Raw genomic sequence first — 21,081 nt, 5'->3', positions numbered from 1 at the left:
CGCCCGCCCCACGCCGAACCGTCAGGGCATACGCGGCCTCTCGGAACGCGTCACAGTCGCCGGGCGCGCGGATGGCCTGGCGGTCGGCGGGTATCCGGTGGGGGAGGAGGACGAGATGACCGTTCACGAGTACGAGGCGCCGGTCGACGTGCCCGCGGAGGACCTGTTCGAGTACGCCGCCGAGCCCGCGAACCTGCCCGAGTTCCTGTCCGTCGTGTCCGAGGCGCACCGCACGGGCGGCGACCGGGTGGAGGTGCAGGCCGATGTCCACGGGCACCACGTCGACGGCGAGGGGTGGTTCCGCGCGGACGCGGCGAGCCGCACGCTGCGGTGGGGCGTCCCCGGCCAGGACGACTACCGCGGCGAACTGGTGGTCCACGAGGTCGGCGGGGACCGCAGCCGGGTCGCCGTGCGGCTGAACATCGCCCGTGGGGACGAGGGCGAGGTGCGGCGGGAGCTGGCGGAGGCGGTGGCCGCGCTCGCCCAGGGCGCCGCCGCGCGGACCGACGCAGGCCGGGCGGACCGGCAGGAGGGCTGGGCCGGGTAGGTTCAGACCGGGGCTCGCTGGGTAGGCCTGTGCACATGGTGGATGTGGCGAACACGGGACCGGGCCCGGACGACCGGAGGGCGACGCTGACCGACCGGCAGGGCCATCCGATCTACGACAACCAGAACCAGCGGACGGTCGGGCCGAGGGGTCCGGCGACCCTGGAGAACTACCACTTCCTGGAGAAGATCAGCCATTTCGACCGCGAACGCATCCCTGAGCGCGTCGTGCACGCGCGCGGGACGACGGCGTTCGGGTACTTCGAGAGCTACGGGTCGTGGGGCGAGGAGCCCATCGAGCGCTACACCAGGGCGAAGCTGTTCCAGGGCCGCGGCAAGCGGACCGACGTGGCCGTGCGGTTCTCCACGGTCATCGGCGGCCGGGACTCCTCGGAGTGCGCGCGCGACCCGCGCGGGTTCGCGGTGAAGTTCTACACCGAGGACGGCAACTGGGACCTCGTGGGCAACAACCTCGCGGTGTTCTTCATCCGCGACGCCGTCAAGTTCCCCGACGTGATCCACGCGCTGAAGCCGGACCCGGTGACCTTCCGGCAGGAGCCCAACCGGATCTTCGACTTCATGTCGCAGACGCCGGAGTGCATGCACATGCTGGTCAACCTGTTCAGCCCGCGGGGCATCCCGGCGGACTACCGGCACATGCAGGGCTTCGGGGTCAACACCTACAAGTGGGTCGACGCCGAGGGCGGCACCCACCTGGTGAAGTACCACTGGATGCCGAAGGCGGGCGTGCGCAGCATGACCGAGGAGGACGCCGCCGCGATCCAGGCCACCGAACTCGGCCACGCGACCAAGGACCTGTACGAGGCCATCGAGCGCGGCGACCACCCGGAGTGGGAGCTGCTGGTCCAGCTCATGTCCGACGACGAGCACCCGGAGCTGGACTTCGACCCGCTCGACGACACCAAGGTGTGGCCGGAGGACCAGTTCCCGGCCCGCCCGGTCGGCCGGATGGTGCTCGACCGGAACGTGTCGGACTTCTTCACCGAGAACGAGCAGATCGCCTTCGGCACCGGCGTGCTGGTCGACGGCCTGGACTTCTCCGACGACAAGATGCTGGTCGGCCGCACCTTCAGCTACAGCGACACCCAGCGGTACCGGGTCGGCCCGAACTACCTGCAGCTGCCGGTGAACCACGCCAAGAACGCCGACGTGCGGACCAACCAGCGCGACGGCCAGATGGCCCACTACGTCGACCGCGCGGGCGAGAACCCGCACGTCAACTACGAGCCCTCGATCACCGGGGGCCTCCGGGAGGCCCAGTACCCCACCCATGACGAGCAGGGCCCGGTGATCGAGGGCAGGGTGACCCGCAAGCGCATCCCCCGCACGAACGACTACCTGCAGGCCGGTCAGCGGTATCTGCTCATGGAGCAGTGGGAGCGCGACGACCTCGTGCGCAACTTCGGCGCGCTGCTGGCGCAGTGCGACCGGCCGATCCAGGAGCGCATGGTCTGGCACTTCCTCCTGGTGGAGGACGACCTGGGCCTGCGCGTCGGCGAGGCGCTGGGCATCACGCCCGCCGACGTCGCCCGGCTCGAGCCCCTCCCCGGCCAGGAACTCACCGATGAGGACCGCAAGCGGCTGGGCAGCCTGGGCCAGAACGGGAGCCGCGACGTGACCGGGCTGAAGATGACCCACTGCGTGCCCAACGAGCGGGCGCGTCCCTAGGGCCTGCGCCGCACCGCGACGGCCGTCGCCCCGGTGAGCAGGGCGGCGGCCGCCAGCAGGATCCCGGCCTCGGTCCACTGGAAGCGCCAGTAGCGGTCGGCGGGCTGGACCCGCAGGCCGACCGTGTTGTCCTCGGCGTCGAGCAGCGTGCCGACGATCATGCCGTGCGGGACCTCCGACTGGTGGTCGATGCGCACCTCGACGGGCTCGGCGTAGTCCTCGCGCAGCCGGAACAGGCCGACCATCACCAGCACGAAGATCACGATGGTGACCGCGATCGCGGGCAGGGTCCGGCGCAGGAGCGCGCCCGCCGCGGTGCCGACGGCGAAGCCGAACAGCCACCACGCGGGCGCGGCGACGCCGGTCATCGAGAACAGGGCGATGTCGCCGAAGCGGTCGGCGGCGCGGACGGTCGGGTACCCGTCGATCCAGGCCTGGACCATGAGGCCGAACACCCCGCCCGCGACCGCCACCGCGAGGCCGAGCGTGCCCAGCTTCACCGCGAGCCACCGGGCACGGGACACCGACTGCGTCCATGCCAGGCGGTGGGTGCCGCGCTCGAACTCCGCGGCGAGCAGGGGCGTGCCCCAGAAGACGCCGACGGCGATCGGCGCGACCGGCAGCCACGACAGGTAGACGTAGATGTCCTTGAAGGACTCCCTGGGGTCGGCGGCGCCGCTCGCGAGCAGGCCGTTGATGAGCAGCACGGCGCCGATCACGGCCAGCAGGGCGGCCGAGACGAGCAATTGGGTGCGGTGCTGGCGGTAGGTCATCCAGTACATCGTCGTCCTCCTACGCCGTGGCCAGGGTGGGCCGCGGCAGGCTCGCGGCGTCGGGGCGGCGGAGGTAGGCGAGCACCAGTTCCTCCAGGTCGACGGGCCGTTCGGTCCACTGCGGCCCGAGCGGGGTCGGTCCCGTGCGGGCGAGCAGGGACACCTGGCGCCGCGAGCCGGAGCGGTCCACGACCTCGACCCGCCGGGCGAGCGCGTCGGCGTCCTCGGCCGGGCCGGTGAGCAGGCGGTGGCCCGCGATGAGCTCGTCGATGTCGCCGCTGACCTGCACGCGCCCGCCGTTGAGCACGACGAGCCAGTCGCAGGTGTCGCGCAGGTCGGACATCACGTGCGAGGACAGCAGGACGGTCAGGCCGGTCTCCGCCACGGCCTCCATGAGCCCGCGCATGACCTCGTGCCGGGCGAGCGGGTCGAGGTTGGCCAGCGGCTCGTCGAGCACCAGCAGGTCGGGGCGCTTGGCGAGGGCGAGCGTGAGCGCCACCTGCGCCTGCTGGCCGCCGGAGAGCGTGCCCGCCTTGGCGTCGAGGGGCAGGCCGAGCGCGGCGACGCGGTCGTGGGCGTAGGCGTCGTCCCAGGTCGGGTTCAGCAGGCGGCCGAACTTGAGCGTCTCGGCGACGGTGAAGCCGCGGTAGAGCGGCTTGTCCTGGGCGAGGAACGCGGTGGCGCCCGTGCTCCGGACGGTTCCCTCGCTGGGGGAGAGCAAGCCGACGGCGAGGTGCAGCAGCGTCGTCTTGCCCGCGCCGTTGGGGCCGACGAGCGCGGCGACGCGGCCCTTCGGGAGGGCGAGCGAGCAGTCGCGCAGCGCCCACTTGCGGCGGTAGCGCTTGCCGAGGCCGGTGGCCTCGAGGACGGGCAGGTCAGTCACGCGGTCCGCTCCCCGTGTCGAAAGGCGTCGAGGACCACGGAGGCGACCAGCGCCTCGACGTCCCCCTGGTCCAGCCCGGCGGCCCGGGCGTCGGCGATCCAGCCGTTGAGGGCTTTGCGCAGGCGTGCGTGCTCGGCGAACGAAGCGCCCCCGAGCGAGCGCTGGACGAAGGTGCCCACCCCCGGCTTGGCCGTGACGAGCCCTTCCCGCTCCAGCTCGCGGTACGCCTTGAGCACGGTGTTCGGGTTGATGGCCAACTCGGCCACGACTTCCTTGGCCGTCGGCAGCCGGTCACCGGGCTCGAGCGTGCCGAGCCGCAGCGCGTGTTTGACCTGCTGCACCAGCTGCAGGTAGGTCGCGACCCCGGACCCGCGGTCCAGGTGGAAGGTGATCACGCATAACCTCCTTTAACTAATAAACTAGTGAAAGCATGGAGGAGGGCGCGCGCCGGTGTCAAGCTCGGCGGTTGGCGCGGCCGTGGCGGGGTATGCGGGGGTTATGGCGAACGAGGAACCGCTGACCGTCCACGGCGGAGATCTCCGCGAACTGCTGGACTCCGACCTTCCTGACCCGGTCCTGGTCCTCCGCGAGGGCCGGGTGGACGTGGTGGCGGGCGCGGACCGCGCAGGCCTTGAGGTCATCTCCCGAGCGGACCTGCTGCGCACGACGGGCCAGACGGAATTCACGGACGACGACCTGGAACGCCAGGCGGCCGCCCTGACCGCCACCACGAACAACCTGGGCGGCTGAGGACTGCCTGGGCGGGGGCTCGGGCGTCGGCGGCGAGGACGCTGTGCGCGGAGCAGTGGAGGGGTCGGCCATGCGGGTTGGCGCGCTCGTGCTGCGGTAGGCCCCTATGGGTCGGCAGGTGTGTGCGTGGTCTGGGCCTTCTCGCGTTGACGCCCGGACTCGCCGACCGGCGCGCATCGGTACCAGGTGAAGCCCGATGGCGGGGAGTGCTACCGCGTGTGGCCTCGCTGGGCCATCGGGAACGGTGACAACGATCAGCCGCCGCCGGCGATGATCGACCGGCGGTCAGCCTTGTCGGTTCGCCGTTCGGGCGGTGGCGGGCGGCGTCAGGCGGGGTCGGGGTCGGCGGGGTTCGGGCTGCGCTCCTCGGCCAGTTCCACGTAGTGGTCGACCTGGTCGGGGGTGGGGTCGATGCCCACTTCCTCGGCGTAGTCGTCCGGGTCGGTGGGGTCGGGGTCTGGGGTGGTCATGGGGGGGGGCTCCTTCCCTGGGCCGGTCCGGATACCCCGGCGGGCCGCGGGTTATCCGTCCGGGGTGGCGGCGGCGATCACCCGGGAGAGGGCGGCGTGCAGGGTCTGGAGTTCGACGACCTCCATGCCCAGTCGCTCGACGACCTGGTACGGGATCTTCTCCGCTTCCCGGCGGAGGGCGTGGCCCGCGGGGGTCAGGTCGATCCGGAGCTCGCGTTCGTCGGAGCGGTTGCGGGCGCGGGTGAGGTAGCCGATGGACTCCAGGCGTTTGAGCATGGGGGAGAGGGTGGCGGGCTCGGCGTGCAGGGTCTGGCACAGGTCGCGGGCCGTGCGCGGGGAGCGGTCCCACAGGGCGAGCATCACCAGGTATTGGGGGTGGGTGAGCCCGTGCGGCTCCAGCAGCGGCCGATAGATGCCGATCACCGCCCGCGACGCGACGGAGAGGGCGAAGCAGACCTGGCGGTCCAGGGCCAGGGGGTCGTCCCCGAGGTCGATGCTCGTCATGGCCACCCTAACTGTTAGTGTGCTAAATGTTAGGGTACTGCAAGCCGATCAGGAGGAGCCATGCGACCCAACCCCGTGCAGTGGCTCTGGTACGCCGTGGGCGGCAGGCTGCCCGACCGGCTGCGGGAGTGGGTGCTGCACGACGTCACCGCCCGCACCTGGGTCCTGCGCCACGCCGCCCGGGCCAGCGTGCTCCTCGCCCCGATCGCCGTCGTGTGCCTGCTCGTGCCCGGCCCGCTGCCCATCCGGCTCGGGATGGTCGGCCTGGCGGTGATCATCGGTTATTACTTCTCCTTCTCCTACCTGCACGAGAGCGCGGAGATGCGGGCGGCCAGGCACGGCTACCCCTACGGCACCGCCCGCGACATCCGCAGCGCGCGGCACGCGGAGGCCGACGCCGAGGCGCGGGCGCACTACGACGCGGCCTACCGCCAAGCGGAGTAAGCGCGTTTCACCGGCGCGGAACGAGGTACTCGTCGGGGGACGGGAGGCTCGATGACGTCGATGACACCGCGTTCCTGGAAGTCGCTCCTGCGCGGCACCCTCCGCGGGTTCGCCAAGGACAAACTCACCGACTGGGCCGCCGCCCTCACCTATTACGCCGTCCTCTCCATCTTCCCCGCGATCGTCGTGGTCACCTCGCTGACCGCGCTGCTCGGGCCGTCGGCCACGGCCAGCCTGGTCGACAACATCCAGGCGATCGTGCCTGGCCAGGCCGCCGAGATCCTCACCACGGCGGTCGAGGAGCTGAAGGGCTCGGCGAGCGTGGCCGGACCGCTGGCCGTCCTCGGCCTGCTCGGCGCGCTGTGGACGTCCAGCGGCTACATCGGCGCGTTCATGCGCGCCAGCAACGCCATCTACGAGATGCCCGAGGGCCGTCCGCTGTGGAAGACGATCCCGCTGCGGATCGGGATGACCGTCACCGTGGCGGTCCTGCTCGCCCTCTGCGCCGCGGGCGTGGTCGCCACCGGGGCGATCGCCGAGCGCATCGGCTCGGCCATCGGCATCGGGACGACCGGGCTGACGATCTGGGGCGTCGTCAAGTGGCCGGTGATCGCGGTGCTCGTCAGCCTGGTGATCGCCCTGCTCTACTGGGCGGCGCCCAACGTGCGCCACCCCGGCTTCCGCTGGATCACCCCCGGCGGCGTGCTGGCCGTGCTGATCTGGGCGGCCGCGTCGGCCGGGTTCGCCGTCTACGTCGCCAACTTCGGCTCCTACAACAAGACCTACGGCTCCCTCGGCGGGATCATCGCCTTCCTGGTCTGGCTGTGGATCACCAACCTGGCCGTCCTCCTCGGCGCCGAGCTGGACGCCGAGATCGCCAGGACCGACGCCAGCGCCGAGGACGACGAGCCGTTCCTGCCCCCGCGCGACACCCGCGCGCTGGACGACCAGGAGCGGGAGGACCTGGGCGAGGCGACCCGGACCTAGCCGAATCCTGCGCGCGGGAGCCGCGCGCCCGCTGGCGAAACCCGCACCCCGGCGACAACTCCGCGCCACCGTGCGGACGGTGTCAGGGTGAGGTCAACGCGCTCGGCAACGGTGTGGTCAGGCACCGGACCCACGGGGGGCACCCACATGAGCGCGGACATCGCCATCGTCGGCATCGGCTGCCGGTTCGCGGGCGGGGTGGACTCGCCGGAGGGGTTCTGGGACCTGCTCGCCGACGGCCGCGACGGGGTGAGCCCGTTCCCCACCGACCGGGGGTGGGACCCCGCCACGCCCAGCGCGACCCGGCACGGCGGATTCCTGCGCGACGCCGACAGGTTCGACGCCGCCTTCTTCGGGATCTCGCCGCGCGAGGCCGTCGCGATGGACCCGCAGCAGCGGCTGGCGCTGGAGGTGTCCTGGGAGGCGGTCGAACGCGCGGGCGTCGACCCGGCCCGCCTGCGGGGCAGCGACACCGGGGTGTTCCTGGGCGCGATCGCGCTCGACTACGGGCCGCGCATGCACGAGCCGGTCGAGGACGCCAAGGGCTACACGATGACGGGCTCGATGGTCAGCGTCGTCTCCGGCCGGGTCGCCTACGCGCTCGGGCTGCGCGGGCCGACGCTGACCGTGGACACGGCGTGCTCGTCCTCGCTGGTCGCGCTGCACCTGGCGGTGCGGGCGCTGCGGTCGGGCGAGTGCTCGGCAGCGCTCGCGGGCGGGGTCACGGTCATGGGCACCCCGGGGCCGTTCGTGGACTTCAGCCGCCAGCGCGGGCTGGCCCCCGACGGCCGGTGCAAGTCCTTCGCCGACGACGCCGACGGCACCGCGTGGGGCGAGGGCGTCGGCATCCTCTACCTGCGCAGGCTCGACGACGCGCTCGCCGAGGGCGCGCCCGTGCTCGCCGTCGTCCGCGGCAGCGCGACCAACTCCGACGGGGCCAGCCCCCGGCTCACCGCGCCCAGCACGGACGCCCAGCGGATGGTGATCAGCGCCGCGCTGGCCGACGCCGGGCTGGCCCCCGCCGACATCGACCTGGTGGAGGCGCACGGCACCGGCACGCCGCTGGGCGACCCCATCGAGGCCCGCGCGCTCGCCGCCCTCCACGCCGACCGGGATCGGCCGCTGCTGCTGGGGTCGGTCAAGTCCAACCTCGGCCACACCGGCGCGGCCGCCGGGGTCGCTGGCGTGATCAAGGCGGTGCTCGCCCTGCGCCACCGCACGCTGCCGCCCACCCTCCACGTCGAGACGCCGTCGCGCCGGATCGCCTGGTCGACCTTGAGGCTGGCGACCGAGCCGGTGGCGCTGCCCACGGACCGGGTCGTGCGCGCGGGGGTCTCGGCGTTCGGCATCAGCGGGACCAACGCCCACGTCGTCCTGGAGGCCGCTCCGGAGACCGCGCCCACGCCGGGGACGCCGGTCGACGGCGCGCCGTGGCTGCTCTCCGCCCGCACACCGCAGGCGCTGCGCGCGCAAGCCGCCCGACTCGGGGACCTGCCGGAGGACAAGGCGGCGCTGGCCTCCGCGCTCGCGCTGACCCGCACCGCCTTCGAGCACCGGGCAGCGGTGTTCCACCCGGACGACATCCGCGCCATCGCGCGCGGCGACCTCCCGGCGGACGGGATCGTGGGCTCGGTCGTGCCCAGCCGCGACGGCACGGTGTTCGTCTTCCCCGGCCAGGGCGCGCAGTGGGTCGGCATGGCGCTGGAGCTGGCCGAGGCGTCCCCGGTGTTCGCCGCCGCGCTGGCCGAGTGCGGCGCGGCCATCGCCGAGTTCGCGCCGTGGCGGCTGTCCGACGTGCTCGGCGACGACGAGGCGCTGCGCCGCGACGACGTCGTGCAGCCCATGCTGTTCGCCGTCATGGTCTCCCTGGCGCGGCTCTGGGAGGCGCACGGTGTCGTGCCCGCGGCCGTCGTCGGGCATTCCCAGGGCGAGATCGCGGCGGCGTGCGTGGCGGGCGCGCTCTCGCTGCGGGACGCCGCGCGGGTCGTCGTGCTGCGGTCGCGGCTGCTGACGGCCCTGGCGGGCAGCGGAAGGATGGTGTCGGTCGCGCTGCCCGCCGCCGACGTCGACCCGCTGCTGCCACCCGGCGCCGCTATCGCGGTGCTCAACAGTGGACAGTCCACTGTGGTCGCCGGTGAGTCGGAGGCGCTGGCCGGGATGGTCGCCGAGTGCGAGCGCCGCGGGGTGCGGGCGCGGGCGCTGCCGGTGAACTACGCGTCGCACTCCCCGCACGTCGAGCCGATCCGCAACGCCCTGCTGGCCGCGCTGGTCGAGGTGGAGCCGATGGCCGCGCGGGTCCCGTTCTACTCCGCGGTCACCGGCACGGAGATCGACACGACCACCCTCGACGCCGACTACTGGTACCGCAACCTGCGCGAGCCGGTCCGCTTCGCCGACGCCACCCGCGCGCTGCTGGCCCGGGGGTTCCGCCGGTTCGTCGAGCCCAGCGCGCACCCCGTGCTCACCGCCGCCGTGCAGGAGACCGCTGCCGAGGTCGGCGGCCGGGTCGCCGCGCTCGGCACGCTGCGCCGCGACGACGGCGGCCACCGCGCGTTCCTGCGGGCGCTCACCGAGGCCCACGTGCACGGCGTCCCGGTCGACTGGGCGACCGTCTTCCCGCCCGCGCGGGCCGACCTGCCGACCTACCCGTTCCAGCGCGAGCGCTACTGGCACGCCGCCGACCCGCTGGAGGGCTGGACCTACCGCGTCACCTGGCGTCCCGTCCGCGAGACGGCCGTCCCGGTCCTGCGCGGCCGCTGGGCGATCACCGCGCCCGACGGCTACGACACCGCCCCGATCGCCGCCGCCCTCGCCGACCGCGGCGCCGAGGTGACCGACGAGCACCCCGACCACCTGCTCGCCGTCGACCCGACGCTGATGGAGACCGTCGAGCTGGCGCGGACGACGCGGGCGCGGCTGTGGGTGGCCACCCTCGGCGCCCGCGATCCCCGCCGCGCGCAGGTGTGGGGCCTGGGCCGGGCGGTCGCGGTGGAGCAGCCGGACCGCTGGGGCGGCCTGATCGACCTGCCGACCGACCTCACCCCGCGCGTGCTGGCCGCGCTGTGCTCGGTGCTGGCGGGCGACGAGGACCAGGTCGCCATCGGCGAGGACGGGGTCAGCGCGCGCCGCATCGAGCGCACCGGCTTCACCGCCGGGACGTCGTGGGCGGGCGCGCGGGTGCTGGTCACCGGGGGGAGCGGCGCGCTCGCCGGGCACGCCGCCCGCTGGCTCGTCGAGCAGGGCGCCGAGCGCGTCGTCCTCGTCTCCCGCAGCGGCCGAGGGCCCGATGACCCGAGGATGGCGCTCGTCCGGGCCGACGTCACCGACCGCGACCAGCTCGCCGCCGTGATCGCCGAGCACCGCCCCACCGCGGTAGTCCACGCCGCGGGCGTGCTGGACGACTGCCTGGTCGGCGACCTCGACGCCGACCGGGTCGACGCCGTCCTCGCGCCCAAGGCGCACGCCGCCGACCTGCTCGACGAGCTGACCCGAGACCTCGACCTGACCGCGTTCGTCCTGTTCTCCTCCGCCAGCGGCGTGCTCGGCAACGCGGGCCAGGCCGCGTACGGCGCGGCGAACGCCCACCTGGACGCGCTGGCCGAGCGGCGCCGCGCCGACGGCCTCCCGGCCACCTCGATCGCCTGGGGCGGCTGGGCGGGCGGCGGGCTGGTCGACGACCGCGCCGCCGCCGGGCTGCGGCTGGCGGGCGCGGGCCTGATGGACCCCGAGCGGGCCGTGCGGGCGCTGGCGACCGACACCGACCTGGTGGTCGCGGACCTCGACTGGACGCGCCTGCCCAGGACGAGGATGGCCGAGACCATCCCCGAGGCGGCCAGGGCGGGCTCCGCGCTCGCCGACCTGCCGGAGGCGGAGCGGGCCACTGCGGTGGCTCGGCTGGTGCGCACGAGCGCCGCGGCCGTCCTCAGGCTGTCCCCCGAGGACGTGTCGGCAGCGCGCCCGTTCAAGGACATCGGGTTCGACTCGCTGACCGGGGTGGACCTGCGCAACCGGCTGGCGGCCGCGACCGGGCTCGCCCTGCCCGCGACGCTGGTGTTCGACCACCCCACGCCCGACCGCCTCGCCGCGCACCTCGTCGACCGGCTCTCCCGCGAGGAGACGGCGGAGCCGGTCGAGAGCGCACCGGTCGAGCGCGCCTCGGACGACGACCCGATCGCCATCGTGGCCATGGCCTGCCGCTACCCGGGCGGGGCCGACACGCCGGAGGCGCTGTGGCGGCTGGTGGCCGACGGCGTCGACGCCACCGGGGACCTGCCCGCCGACCGCGGCTGGGACCTCGCGGCCCTGCGCACGGCGAGCCGCGCCCAGCGCGGCGGTTTCCTCTACGACGCCGGCGACTTCGACGCCGCCTTCTTCGGGATCTCCCCGCGCGAGGCGACGGCGATGGACCCGCAGCAGCGGCTGGCGCTGGAGATCGGCTGGGAGGTGGTCGAACGCGCGGGCATCGACCCGGCGTCGCTGCGCGGCAGCCGGACGGGCCTGTTCATCGGCTGCGTGTCCGTCGACTACGGCACCGGGCGCGCCGCGCCCGCGGAGAGCGAGACGGGCCAGCTGATGACCGGCAGCTTCTCGTCGGTCATCTCCGGCCGCGTCGCCTACACCCTCGGCCTGCACGGCCCGGCGCTGACGATCGATACCGCCTGCTCGTCGTCGCTGAGCGCGATCCACCTGGCGGCGGCGTCGCTGCGGTCGGGGGAGTGTGAGCTGGCGATCGCGGGCGGGGTGACGGTCATGGCGTCGTCGCGGTCGTTCGTCGGGATGAGCCAGACCGGGGCGCTGTCGCCGGACGGGCGCAGCAAGGCGTTCGCCGCCGATGCCGACGGGATGGGCATGGCCGAGGGCGCGGGCGTCGTGCTGCTGGAGCGGCTGTCCTCGGCGCGCCGCAACGGCCACCCGGTGCTGGCCGTCGTCCGGGGCAGCGCGATGAACTCCGACGGCGCCAGCAACGGCCTGACCGCGCCCAACGGCGCCGCGCAGCAGCGCGTGATCCGCGACGCGCTCGCCGCCGCGGGCCTCGGTGTGTCCGATGTGGACGTGGTCGAGGCGCACGGCACCGGCACCGCGCTGGGCGACCCGATCGAGGCCGCCGCGCTGGTGGCGACGTACGGCAGGCGATCGGGCGCGCCACTGCTGCTGGGCTCGCTGAAGTCCAACATCGGCCACTCCGCCGCGGCCGCCGGGGTCGGCGGCGTGATCAAGATGGTGACCGCGCTCGGCGCGGGCGTCGTCCCCGCGACCCTGCACGCGGACCGGCCGACGCCGGAGGTGGAGTGGGAGGGTGTCGAGGTGGCGACCAAGGCGCGGCCGTGGCCCGCCGTGGACCGCCCGCGCCGGGCCGCCGTGTCGTCCTTCGGCATCAGCGGCACCAACGTGCACGTGGTGCTGGAAGCCGTCGACGGCGGACCCGAGCCGATCCCGGACGCGACCGCCGCCTGGCCGGTGTCGGCCCGAACGCCCGATGCCCTGCGGGCGCAGGCCCGGCGACTGCGGGCGTTCCCCGGCGGTACCGCCGACATCGCGCACGCGCTCGCCACGCGCTCGACGTTCGAGCACCGGGCGGTCGTGGTGGGCGCGTCGCGCGCGGAGATCGACGCGGGCCTCGACGCGCTCGCCGACGGCCTGCCCGCGCCCGGTCTCGCGGTCGGCGCCGCCGAGGGCCCGCCGGACGTCGCGTTCGTCTTCCCCGGGCAGGGCGCGCAGTGGACGGGGATGGGCCTGGCGCTGGCCGCCGAGTGCCCCGAGTTCGCCTCGGCCGTCGACGAGTGCGCGGCCGCCCTGTCGGAGTTCGTCGACTGGGACCTGCGCACCGAACTCGCCGGGCCGCTGACCCGCATCGATGTCGTCCAGCCCGCGTTGTTCGCGGTGATGGTCGCCCTCGCCAGGCAGTGGCTGGCCTGGGGCGTGCGGCCCGCCGCCATCCTCGGCACCTCGCAGGGCGAGGTCGCGGCGGCGTGCGTGGCCGGGGCGCTGTCGCTGCGCGACGCCGCCAAGGTGATCGCCCTGCGCAGCCAGGCGCTGCGGAAGGTCGCGGGCGCGGGGGCGATGGCCGCCATGCGGCTCCCGGAGGCGCAGGTGCGGGCCGCGCTGACCCGCTGGCCCGGGCTGGACGTCGCCGCCGTCAACGGTCCGAGGGCCACCGTGGTCTCCGGCGACCCGGACTCGGTCGCCGGGTTCCTCGCCGCGCACCCGGACGGCAGGCTCATCCCGGTCGACTACGCCAGCCACTCGCCCGCGATGGAGCCGCTGGAGGCGGACCTGCTCGCCGCGCTGGCCGACATCGAGCCCCGGGCGGCGAGCATCCCGTTCCACTCCACCGTGACCGGCGGTCCGATCGACACCACGACCATGGACGCCGCTTACTGGTACCGCAATCTCCGCTCCACGGTCCGCCTGGCCGACACCGTCCAGGCCTGCGGCGCGGGACTCATCGTCGAGGTGAGCCCGCACCCGGTGCTCGCGATGGGCCTGCAGGACCTCATGGACACCCCGGTCGTCGGCACGCTGCGCCGCGACGAGGGCGGTCGCTCGCGCATGCTGGCCGCGCTGGCCGAGGCCCACGTCCACGGCGCGCCCGCCGACTGGACCGCGGTGTCCGGCGTGGACGGACCGCCTCGGGTGGCGCCGCCGACGTATCCGTTCCAGCGCAGGCGGTACTGGCTCCCCGAACGCGCGGCGGCCCCGGCCACCGGGCACGCGTTCGTCACCGCCGCCGTCGACCTGGCCGACGGCGGGATGGTGCTCAACGCCCGCGTCGACCCGGCCGAGCACCCCTGGCTCGGCGGGCACGAGATCGACGGGGCCGCGGTGCTGCCCGCCAGCGTCCTGCTCGACCTGGCCCTGCGCGCGGCGGGCGGGGGCCAGGTCGCCGAACTGGTCCTGCACACGCCCGTCCCCCTGGACGGGCCGGTTGACCTCCAACTCGCCGTGGCCGCCGACCGCACGTTCACCGTCCACGCCCGCGTAGACACCTGGTTTCCGTGCGCCACCGGCTCCCTGGCGGATCACCCCGCCGATCCCGGCGACGGCGAACCCCGCACTGTGCTCTCGGTCGACCTGCCGCCGGGGGAGTTCACCCTCCACCCGGTCCTCATCGACGCCGCCCTGACCGCCCACCTCGGCGACCCGGACGCGCGCCCGTTCGCGTTCACCGAGGTCAGCGGCGCGACGGCGACCGGACCGCTGACGCTGTGCGCCACCAGGGACGGCCTGACGCTGACCGACGGGCGCGGGCACGCCGCCGTCGTCATCGGCGGGATCACCTGCCGGGGCAGCGCCCCGGCCCGGCCGGTCGCGGTGGCCGACATCGCGGAGAACCCGTCCGAGCGCGCCCGCCGCACCCTCGACCTCGTCCGCACCCACGCCGCCGTGGTGCTCGGCTACGCGGGCAAGGCCGACATCGCCCCCGACCGCGCGTTCCACGACCTCGGCATGGCCTCGGCCACCGCGGTCGAGCTGCGCAACCGGCTGTCCGCGGCGACCGGGGCCCGGCTGCCCGCCACGGTCGTCTTCGACGAGCCGACCCCGCGCAAGCTGGCCGAGGCCATCGTGGCCCGGCTGGCCCCAGCGCAGCCCACCCTCGCCCTGATCGACCAGTAAAGGACGGCGCACGATGGCCGACGACCCCATCGCGATCGTGGGGATGAGCTGCCGGTACCCGGGCGGCGTCACCGGACCGGACCGGCTGTGGGAGCTGGTCGGGCGCGGCGGCGAGGTCACCACCGGCTTCCCGGCCGACCGCGGCTGGCCGCTGGACCTCTACGACCCCGACCCGGAGCGCAAGGGGCACTGCTACGTCCGCGAGGGCGGCTTCCTCCACGACGCCGCCGCGTTCGACGCCGGGTTCTTCGGCATCACCCCGCGCGAGGCCCTGGCCATGGACCCGCAGCAGCGGTTGCTCCTGGAGCTGGCGTGGGAGGCGTTCGAGCACGCCCGCATCGCCCCCACCGCCGCCCGCGAGTCCGAGACCGGCGTGTTCATCGGCGCGAACAACGTCGACTACATCTCCCGGCTGGCCGCGATCCCCGAGCAGGCCGAGGGCCTGGTCGGCACCGGCGCGGTGCTCAGCGTCGCCTCCGGCCGCATCTCCTACACCCTGGGCCTGCGCGGCCCCGCGATCACCGTCGACACCGCCTGCTCGTCGTCGCTGGTCGCCATCCACCTCGCCGTGCGGGCGCTGCGCTCGGGGGAGTGCGACCAGGCGCTCGCGGGCGGGGCCACGATCATGGCCTCGACCGCGCCGCTCGTGGAGTTCAGCAGGCAGCGGGCGCTGGCCAGGGACGGCCGGTGCAAGCCGTTCGCCGACACCGCCGACGGCATGGCGATGTCCGAGGGCGGCGGGCTCCTGCTGCTGGAGCGCCTGTCGGACGCCCGGCGCAACGGCCACGAGGTGCTGGCGGTCATCCGGGGCACGGCGGTCAACTCCGACGGGGCCAGCAACGGCCTCTCCGCCCCCAACGGACCCGCTCAGCGGCGCGTCATCACCGCCGCGCTCGCCGACGCCGGACTGTCCATAGAGGACATCGATGTCGTGGAGGCGCACGGGACGGGCACGGCGCTCGGCGACCCGATCGAGGCGCACGCGCTGCTGGCCACCTACGGGCAGCGCGAAGGCGCGCCGCTGCGGCTGGGCTCGGTCAAGGCCAACATCGGGCACACGCAGGCGGGCGCGGGCGTGGCGGGCGTCATCAAGATGGTGCAGGCGATGCGCCACGGCGTCCTCCCGCGCACCCTGCACGGCGACAACCCGTCCACGAAGGTCGACTGGGACGCCGGGAAGGTCGCCCTGCTCGCCGAGAACGAGCCGTGGGAGTCGGCCCGCCGCCGCGCGGGCGTGTCGTCCTTCGGGCTCAGCGGCACCAACGCGCACGTGATCCTGGAAGCGGTCGAGCCCGACCCGGTGCGCCCGCCAGCGCCGTGGACCGGGCCGCTCGCGCTGGCCGTGTCCGGGGCCACCGACGTCGCGCTGCGCGCGCAGGCGGCGCGGCTGCGCGCACGCCTCGCCGACGAGCCGGACCTCGCCTCGGCGGCCGTCGCCCTCGCGGGCACCCGCGCGCACCTGCGCAGCCGCGGGGTCGTCGTGGGCGGCGACCGCGCCGCGCTGCTGTCCGGTCTGGACGCCCTGGCCGACGGCGCGGACGCGCCCGGGGTGGTGCGGTCGGACGCGACCGCGACCGGCCCGGTGGTGTTCATGTTCGCCGGTCAGGGCGCGCAGTGGGCGGGCATGGCCGACGACCTCCTCGCCATGTCACCGGCCTTCCGCGACCGCTTCCGGGAGTGCGCCGAGGCATTGGCGCCCTACATCGATCTGCACGCCGCAATGTCCGAACTGGATCGTCCCGATGCCGTCCAGTGCGTGCTCTGGGCCGTCTCGATGGGCCTGGCCGCGGTCTGGGAGTCGTGGGGCGTCGTGCCGGACGCCGTCATCGGCGCGAGCCAGGGCGAGGTCGCCGCAGCGTGCGTGGCGGGCGCGCTGACCCTGGCCGAGGGCGCGAGGACCACCGCGCTGCGCGGCCGGGCGATGGCCCGGGTCGCCACCGGCGGGCGCATGCTGACCGTCGCGCTCCGCAGGGACGACCTCGCCGCCCGCATCGCCCCCTACGGCGACCGCCTCTGCCTGGCCGCGACCAACGGCCCCACGGCCATGGTCGTGGCGGGCGATCCGGACGCCATCGACGAGCTGGCCGCGGGCTGCGCCGCCGACGGCGTGTGGTGCAGGCGCGTCGCCGCCGAGTTCGCCGCCCACTCCCACCACGTCGACCCGCTGCGCGAGGACCTGCTGCGCGACCTCGCCGACCTGCGGCCCCGGGCCTCGGCCATCCCGTTCCACTCGACCGTGACCGGCCACCGGCTCGACACCACCGGGCTGGACGCGGAGTACTGGTGGCGCAACCTGCGCGAGCCCGTCGAGTTCGACGCCGCGCTGCGCGAGCTGCTCGCCGACGGCGCCAGCGTGTTCGTCGAGGTCGGCCCGCACCCGCTGCTGGCCTTCGGCGTGCGGGAGTCCATCGAGGAGGTAGGCGCCGACGCCGTCGTCGTCCCGACCATGACGCGCGGCGACGGCGGGCTCGACCGCGTGCTGACCGCGTTCGCCACCCTGCACGCCGCGGGGGCGGACGTCGACCTGACCCGAGCGCTTCCCGCCGCCACCGCCCCCGTCGACCTGCCCACCTACGCCTTCCAGCGCACCCGCTACTGGCTGGAGCCCGACGCGGCGCCCGTGCCGGCGGACAACGCCGACTGGCGCTACCGCGTCGAGTGGCAGCCCGCGCCGGACGGGCCGCAGGGCACGCTCACCGGAACGTGGATGGTCGTCCTGCCCGCCGGGGACCCCATCGACCCCGAACCCCTGGTCCGCGCTCTGGCCGAGGCGGGCGCGCGGGTCGTCCTCGCGCAGGCGGACATCGGCGCCGCCGTCGCCGCCCATCCCGACCTGGCGGGCATCGTCTCCCTGGCCGCCCTCGACGAACGGCCCCACCCGGACCACCCGGCCGTCCCGGTCGGCCTGGCCGCCACCCTGGACCTGGCGCGCACGCTCGCCGACGCGGACGTGTCCGTCCCGCTGCACCTGCTCACCCGGGGCGCGGTCGGCATCGGCGGCGCGCCGCCCACCGCGCCCAAGCAGAACATGGTCTGGGGGCTGGGCCGGGTCATCGCCCTGGAGCACCCGCGCCGCTGGGGCGGGCTGATCGACCTGCCCGACCGGCTCACCCCCGACGCGCTGGCCGGGGTCGTCGCCCTGCTCGCCGACCCGGCCGAGGACCAGGCAGCGGTCCGGGCATCCGGCGTGCACGTGCGCAGGCTGGTGCGCGCGCCGCTGCCCGCCGCGGCGCCGCCGGGCTGGCGGCCGTCGCGGCCGGTGCTGGTGACCGGCGCGAGCGGCACGCTCGGCCCGCACATCGCCCGCTGGCTGGTCGGCCTCGGCGCGGACCACCTGGTGCTCACGAGCAGGCGCGGCGCGTCCGCCCCCGGCATGGCCGACCTGCGCGCCGAACTCGGCGCGGCCGGGGTCCGGCTCACCTTCGCCGCCTGCGACCTGGCCGACCGCGCCGACGTGACCGCGATGGTCGCGGGACTCAGGCGCGACGGGATCGAGATCGGGTCGATCGTGCACGCCGCCGCCCTCATCGACCTGGCCCCGCTGACCGACACCGACACCGCCCGGCTCGCCGACTCGCTGGCCGCCAAGGTCGGCGGCCTCGACCACCTCACCGACCTGCTCGGCGACGGCCTGGACGCGTTCGTGCTGTTCTCGTCCATCGCGAGCATCTGGGGCAGCGCCCACCACGGCGCGTACGCCGCCGCGAACGCCTACCTCGACGCCTTCGCCGAGGCGGGCCGCGCCCGCGGCCTCCCCACCACCGCCGTCGCCTGGGGCGTGTGGGGCGTGCTGGACCCGTACAACCCGAAGACGGTCGACCCGGAGATCCTGCGCCGCCAGGGCCTGCCGCACATGCGCCCCGAACCCGCCTTCGCCGCCCTCACCACGGCGGTGGCCCACCGGGAGACCTCGGTCGCCGTCGCCGCCGTCGATTGGTCCCGCTTCGCCCCCGTCTTCGCCTCGGCCGCCCCCCGCCCCCTGCTCGACGGCATCCCGGAAGCCCGCGCGAGCGCCGTCCCCCACACCCCGTCCGCCCGGCCCCGGCGAGACCGGGAAGCCTTGCTGGAGCTGGTGATCGGTGTTGTGGGTGCGGTCGTCGGCCAGCACCCGGGGGTGGTTGCTCCGCAGAAGTCATTCGCGGAGATGGGGCTTGATTCGTTGATGGCGGTGGAGATCCGCAATCGGTTGGCTGCGGAGACCGGCCTGGCGATGCCGGTGACCCTGGTCTACGACCACCCGACGCCCGCCAGGATCGCGGAGTTCCTGCACCGGGAGTCCGGGGAACCCGCGCCGCGGCGGGGCCGGGAGGGCCTGCTGGAGTTGGTGGTGGGTGTCGTGGGTGGGGTCGTGGGTCTGGATCCGGGGGCGGTCGCTCCGCAGCGGTCGTTCGCGGAGATGGGGCTTGATTCGTTGATGGCGGTGGAGATCCGCAATCGGCTGGCGGCCGAGACCGGCCTCACCATGCCGGTCACCCTGGTCTACGACCACCCGACCCCGGCCAAGCTGGCGGAGTTCCTGCACCGCGAGTCCGGCGCGCCCGAACCCGTCCGGGTCGTGCGGGCCGAGCGGGCGGCGGAGGACGCCGTGGCGATCGTGGGCATGGCGTGCCGCTATCCCGGCGGGGTGCGCGGCCCGGAGGACCTGTGGCGGCTGCTGGCCGACGGCGTCGACGCCGTCGGCGCGTTCCCCGGCGACCGCAACTGGGACCTGGACTCGCTGAACGGGCCCAGCGGCGGCGCGTTCCTCGACGGCGTCGCCGACTTCGACGCCGGGTTCTTCGGGATCTCGCCCGCCGAGGCGCTGGCCATGGACCCGCAGCAGCGGCTCCTGCTGGAGCTGTGCTGGGAGGCCGTCGAACGCTCGGGCACCGACCCGAGGACGCTGGCGGGCACCCGCACCGGCGTCTTCGCCGGGCTCCTGCAGGCCGACTACGGGCTCAAGGCCATCCACGACCTCGCCGCCCTCGACCTGCCCGACGGGGTGGCCGAGCTGCTGCCGCAGGGCAACGACATGGGCATCGCCTCCGGCCGCGTCGCGCACGCGCTCGGGGTCGAGGGACCCGCGCTCACCCTGGCCACCGGCTGCTCGTCCGGGCTGTACGCGCTGCACCTTGCCGCCCGCGCGCTGCTGACGGGGGAGTGCGACGCCGCGCTCGCGGGCGGGGTCGCGGTGATCCCGACCCCGGTCACCTTCAGCGGCCTCGGCGCGTCCCTCGGCCTGTCCCCGGACGGCCGCTGCCGCTCGTTCGCCGCGACCGCGGACGGGATGGGCCTGGCCGAGGGCGCCGGGGTGCTCCTGCTGCGCCGACTCGCCGACGCCGAGGCCGACGGCGCCCCGATCCTGGCCGTGGTGCGCGGCAGCGCGGCCAACCACGTCGGCGCGAGCAACGGGCTCGCCGCCCCGAACGGCCCCGCGCAGCAGCGCGTCATCGCCGACGCGCTGGCCGCCGCCGGGCTCACCGGCGCCGACGTCGACCTGGTCGAGGGCCACGGCACCGGCACGCCCCTGGGCGACGCCATCGAGATCCAGGCCGTGCACGCCACCTACGGCGCGGACCGGGCGGGCGGCAAGCCGGTGCTGCTGCGGTCGGTCAAGTCGCAGCTGGCGAACACCCAGAACGCCTCCGGCATCGCGGGCGTGATCGCCGCCGTCCTGGCGATGCGCCACGGCGTCGTCCCCGGCTCGGCCGAACCGCCCACCGACGCCGTGACCTGGTCCGACACCGTCCGCCTGCTCCCCGGCGCCACGCTGTGGCCGCACCGCGACCGGCCCCGCCGCGCGGCGGTGTCGTCCTTCGGGTTCAGCGGCACCAACGTCCACGTCGTGCTGGAACAGCCGCCACCGGCCACCCGGGACACCCCGGAGCGCGCGCCGCTGCCGTTCGTCGTCACCGGACGGACCCCGGAGGCGCTCACGGCCCACGCGCGGGCGCTGCTGGCCTTCCTCGACACCCACCACCTGCTGTCCCTGCCCGACACCGCGGCCACGCTCGCCCTCGGCCGCACCCACTTCGACCACCGCGCGGTCGTCGTCGCCGCCGACCGGGTCGAGCTGCGGGCCGGGCTGGCCGCGGTGGCGGCGGGGGCGACCGGCGTGCTCGGCGACCCCGCCGTGGCCGAGGCCGACTGGACCGGGCTGTTCGCGGGCTGCGGCCGGGTCGAACTGCCCACCACGCCGTTCGAGCGCTCCCGGTACTGGCTTTACGACCACGCCCGGCGCCCGCTGCCGAGCCGGACGTGACCCCACCCGTCCACACCGGACTAGAGTGTCGGAACAGCGACGCGACGACATTTCTCCGTCGTTTCCCGGACAGAATAGGGAATCCCGTGGTATAGGCATCCCCGCGCTGGTATAAGACGCGCTCAATCGTCAGCGCCGATATTCCCCCCGAATGGCGCAGGCCATGTTCTGAATTCACGG

General features: G+C 74.8%; 11 protein-coding genes and 1 pseudogene. 7 read left to right on the top strand and 5 right to left on the bottom strand.

Annotated elements, in window-relative coordinates; genetic code table 11:
- The first annotated feature begins 115 nt into the window (after positions 1 to 115).
- Positions 116 to 547 carry an SRPBCC family protein gene (locus Actkin_RS17885; RefSeq protein WP_258903494.1) on the top strand — a complete coding sequence of 144 codons (432 nt, stop codon included), beginning with the start codon at positions 116 to 118 and terminating at the stop codon, positions 545 to 547.
- 35 nt (positions 548 to 582) lie between these two features.
- On the top strand, positions 583 to 2,235 hold the full coding sequence (locus tag Actkin_RS17880) for a catalase (RefSeq protein WP_258903493.1): 1,653 nt from the start codon (positions 583 to 585) through the stop codon (positions 2,233 to 2,235).
- On the opposite strand, the gene Actkin_RS17875 is transcribed toward Actkin_RS17880, so the two are convergent.
- From Actkin_RS17875 to Actkin_RS17865, 3 genes are read right to left on the bottom strand one after another with little or no spacing between them, the layout of a single operon-like run.
- Entirely contained in the window at positions 2,232 to 3,017 is a 786-nt protein-coding gene (locus Actkin_RS17875; RefSeq protein WP_258903492.1) for an ABC-2 membrane transporter-related protein, read from the bottom strand. The two genes, Actkin_RS17880 and Actkin_RS17875, sit on opposite strands and share 4 nt — an antisense overlap.
- 10 nt (positions 3,018 to 3,027) lie before the next feature.
- Positions 3,028 to 3,891, bottom strand: a complete 864-nt coding sequence (locus tag Actkin_RS17870) for an ABC transporter ATP-binding protein (protein ID WP_258903491.1) — start codon at positions 3,889 to 3,891, stop codon at positions 3,028 to 3,030.
- On the bottom strand, positions 3,888 to 4,286 hold the full coding sequence (locus Actkin_RS17865) for a GntR family transcriptional regulator (protein WP_258903490.1): 399 nt from the start codon (positions 4,284 to 4,286) through the stop codon (positions 3,888 to 3,890). Before Actkin_RS17865 ends, Actkin_RS17870 begins: the two co-directional genes overlap by 4 nt.
- 103 nt (positions 4,287 to 4,389) lie before the next feature.
- Between Actkin_RS17865 and Actkin_RS17860 the strand changes: the two genes are divergently transcribed.
- The gene (locus Actkin_RS17860) at positions 4,390 to 4,641 is read left to right on the top strand and encodes a hypothetical protein (RefSeq protein WP_258903489.1); all 252 of its coding nucleotides are present in this window, start codon (positions 4,390 to 4,392) and stop codon (positions 4,639 to 4,641) included.
- Positions 4,642 to 4,967: 326 nt separating this feature from the next.
- On the opposite strand, the gene Actkin_RS17855 is transcribed toward Actkin_RS17860, so the two are convergent.
- Positions 4,968 to 5,111 (bottom strand): hypothetical protein, encoded by a 144-nt coding sequence (locus tag Actkin_RS17855; RefSeq protein ID WP_189210663.1) that lies wholly within the window; start codon positions 5,109 to 5,111, stop codon positions 4,968 to 4,970.
- A 51-nt stretch (positions 5,112 to 5,162) separates the two neighbouring features.
- Positions 5,163 to 5,615, bottom strand: a complete 453-nt coding sequence (locus Actkin_RS17850; protein ID WP_258903488.1) for a MarR family winged helix-turn-helix transcriptional regulator — start codon at positions 5,613 to 5,615, stop codon at positions 5,163 to 5,165.
- A 60-nt stretch (positions 5,616 to 5,675) separates the two neighbouring features.
- On the opposite strand from Actkin_RS17850, the gene Actkin_RS17845 reads away from it, so the two are divergent.
- The 4 genes and pseudogenes from Actkin_RS17845 to Actkin_RS17830 all read left to right on the top strand — a co-directional run bounded on the left by Actkin_RS17845 (position 5,676) and on the right by Actkin_RS17830 (position 20,901).
- Positions 5,676 to 6,059, top strand: a complete 384-nt coding sequence (locus Actkin_RS17845) for a DUF5313 family protein (RefSeq protein ID WP_258903487.1) — start codon at positions 5,676 to 5,678, stop codon at positions 6,057 to 6,059.
- 60 nt (positions 6,060 to 6,119) lie between these two features.
- Positions 6,120 to 7,046: a YihY/virulence factor BrkB family protein gene (locus Actkin_RS17840; RefSeq protein ID WP_258903486.1), complete on the top strand. Its 927-nt coding sequence runs from the start codon at positions 6,120 to 6,122 to the stop codon at positions 7,044 to 7,046.
- A 159-nt stretch (positions 7,047 to 7,205) separates the two neighbouring features.
- Positions 7,206 to 14,660, top strand: a pseudogene (locus tag Actkin_RS17835) (type I polyketide synthase); the annotation flags it as partial.
- Between the two features lie 13 nt (positions 14,661 to 14,673).
- Positions 14,674 to 20,901, top strand: a complete 6,228-nt coding sequence (locus Actkin_RS17830) for a type I polyketide synthase (RefSeq protein WP_258903484.1) — start codon at positions 14,674 to 14,676, stop codon at positions 20,899 to 20,901.
- Positions 20,902 to 21,081 lie beyond the last annotated feature (180 nt).

The sequence above is a fragment of the Actinokineospora sp. UTMC 2448 genome, assembly GCF_024760565.1.
Classification (GTDB): Bacteria; Actinomycetota; Actinomycetes; order Mycobacteriales; family Pseudonocardiaceae; genus Actinokineospora; species Actinokineospora fastidiosa.
Note: the sequence above shows the minus strand (reverse complement) of the source record. Positions and strands in the feature narration are given on the sequence as shown.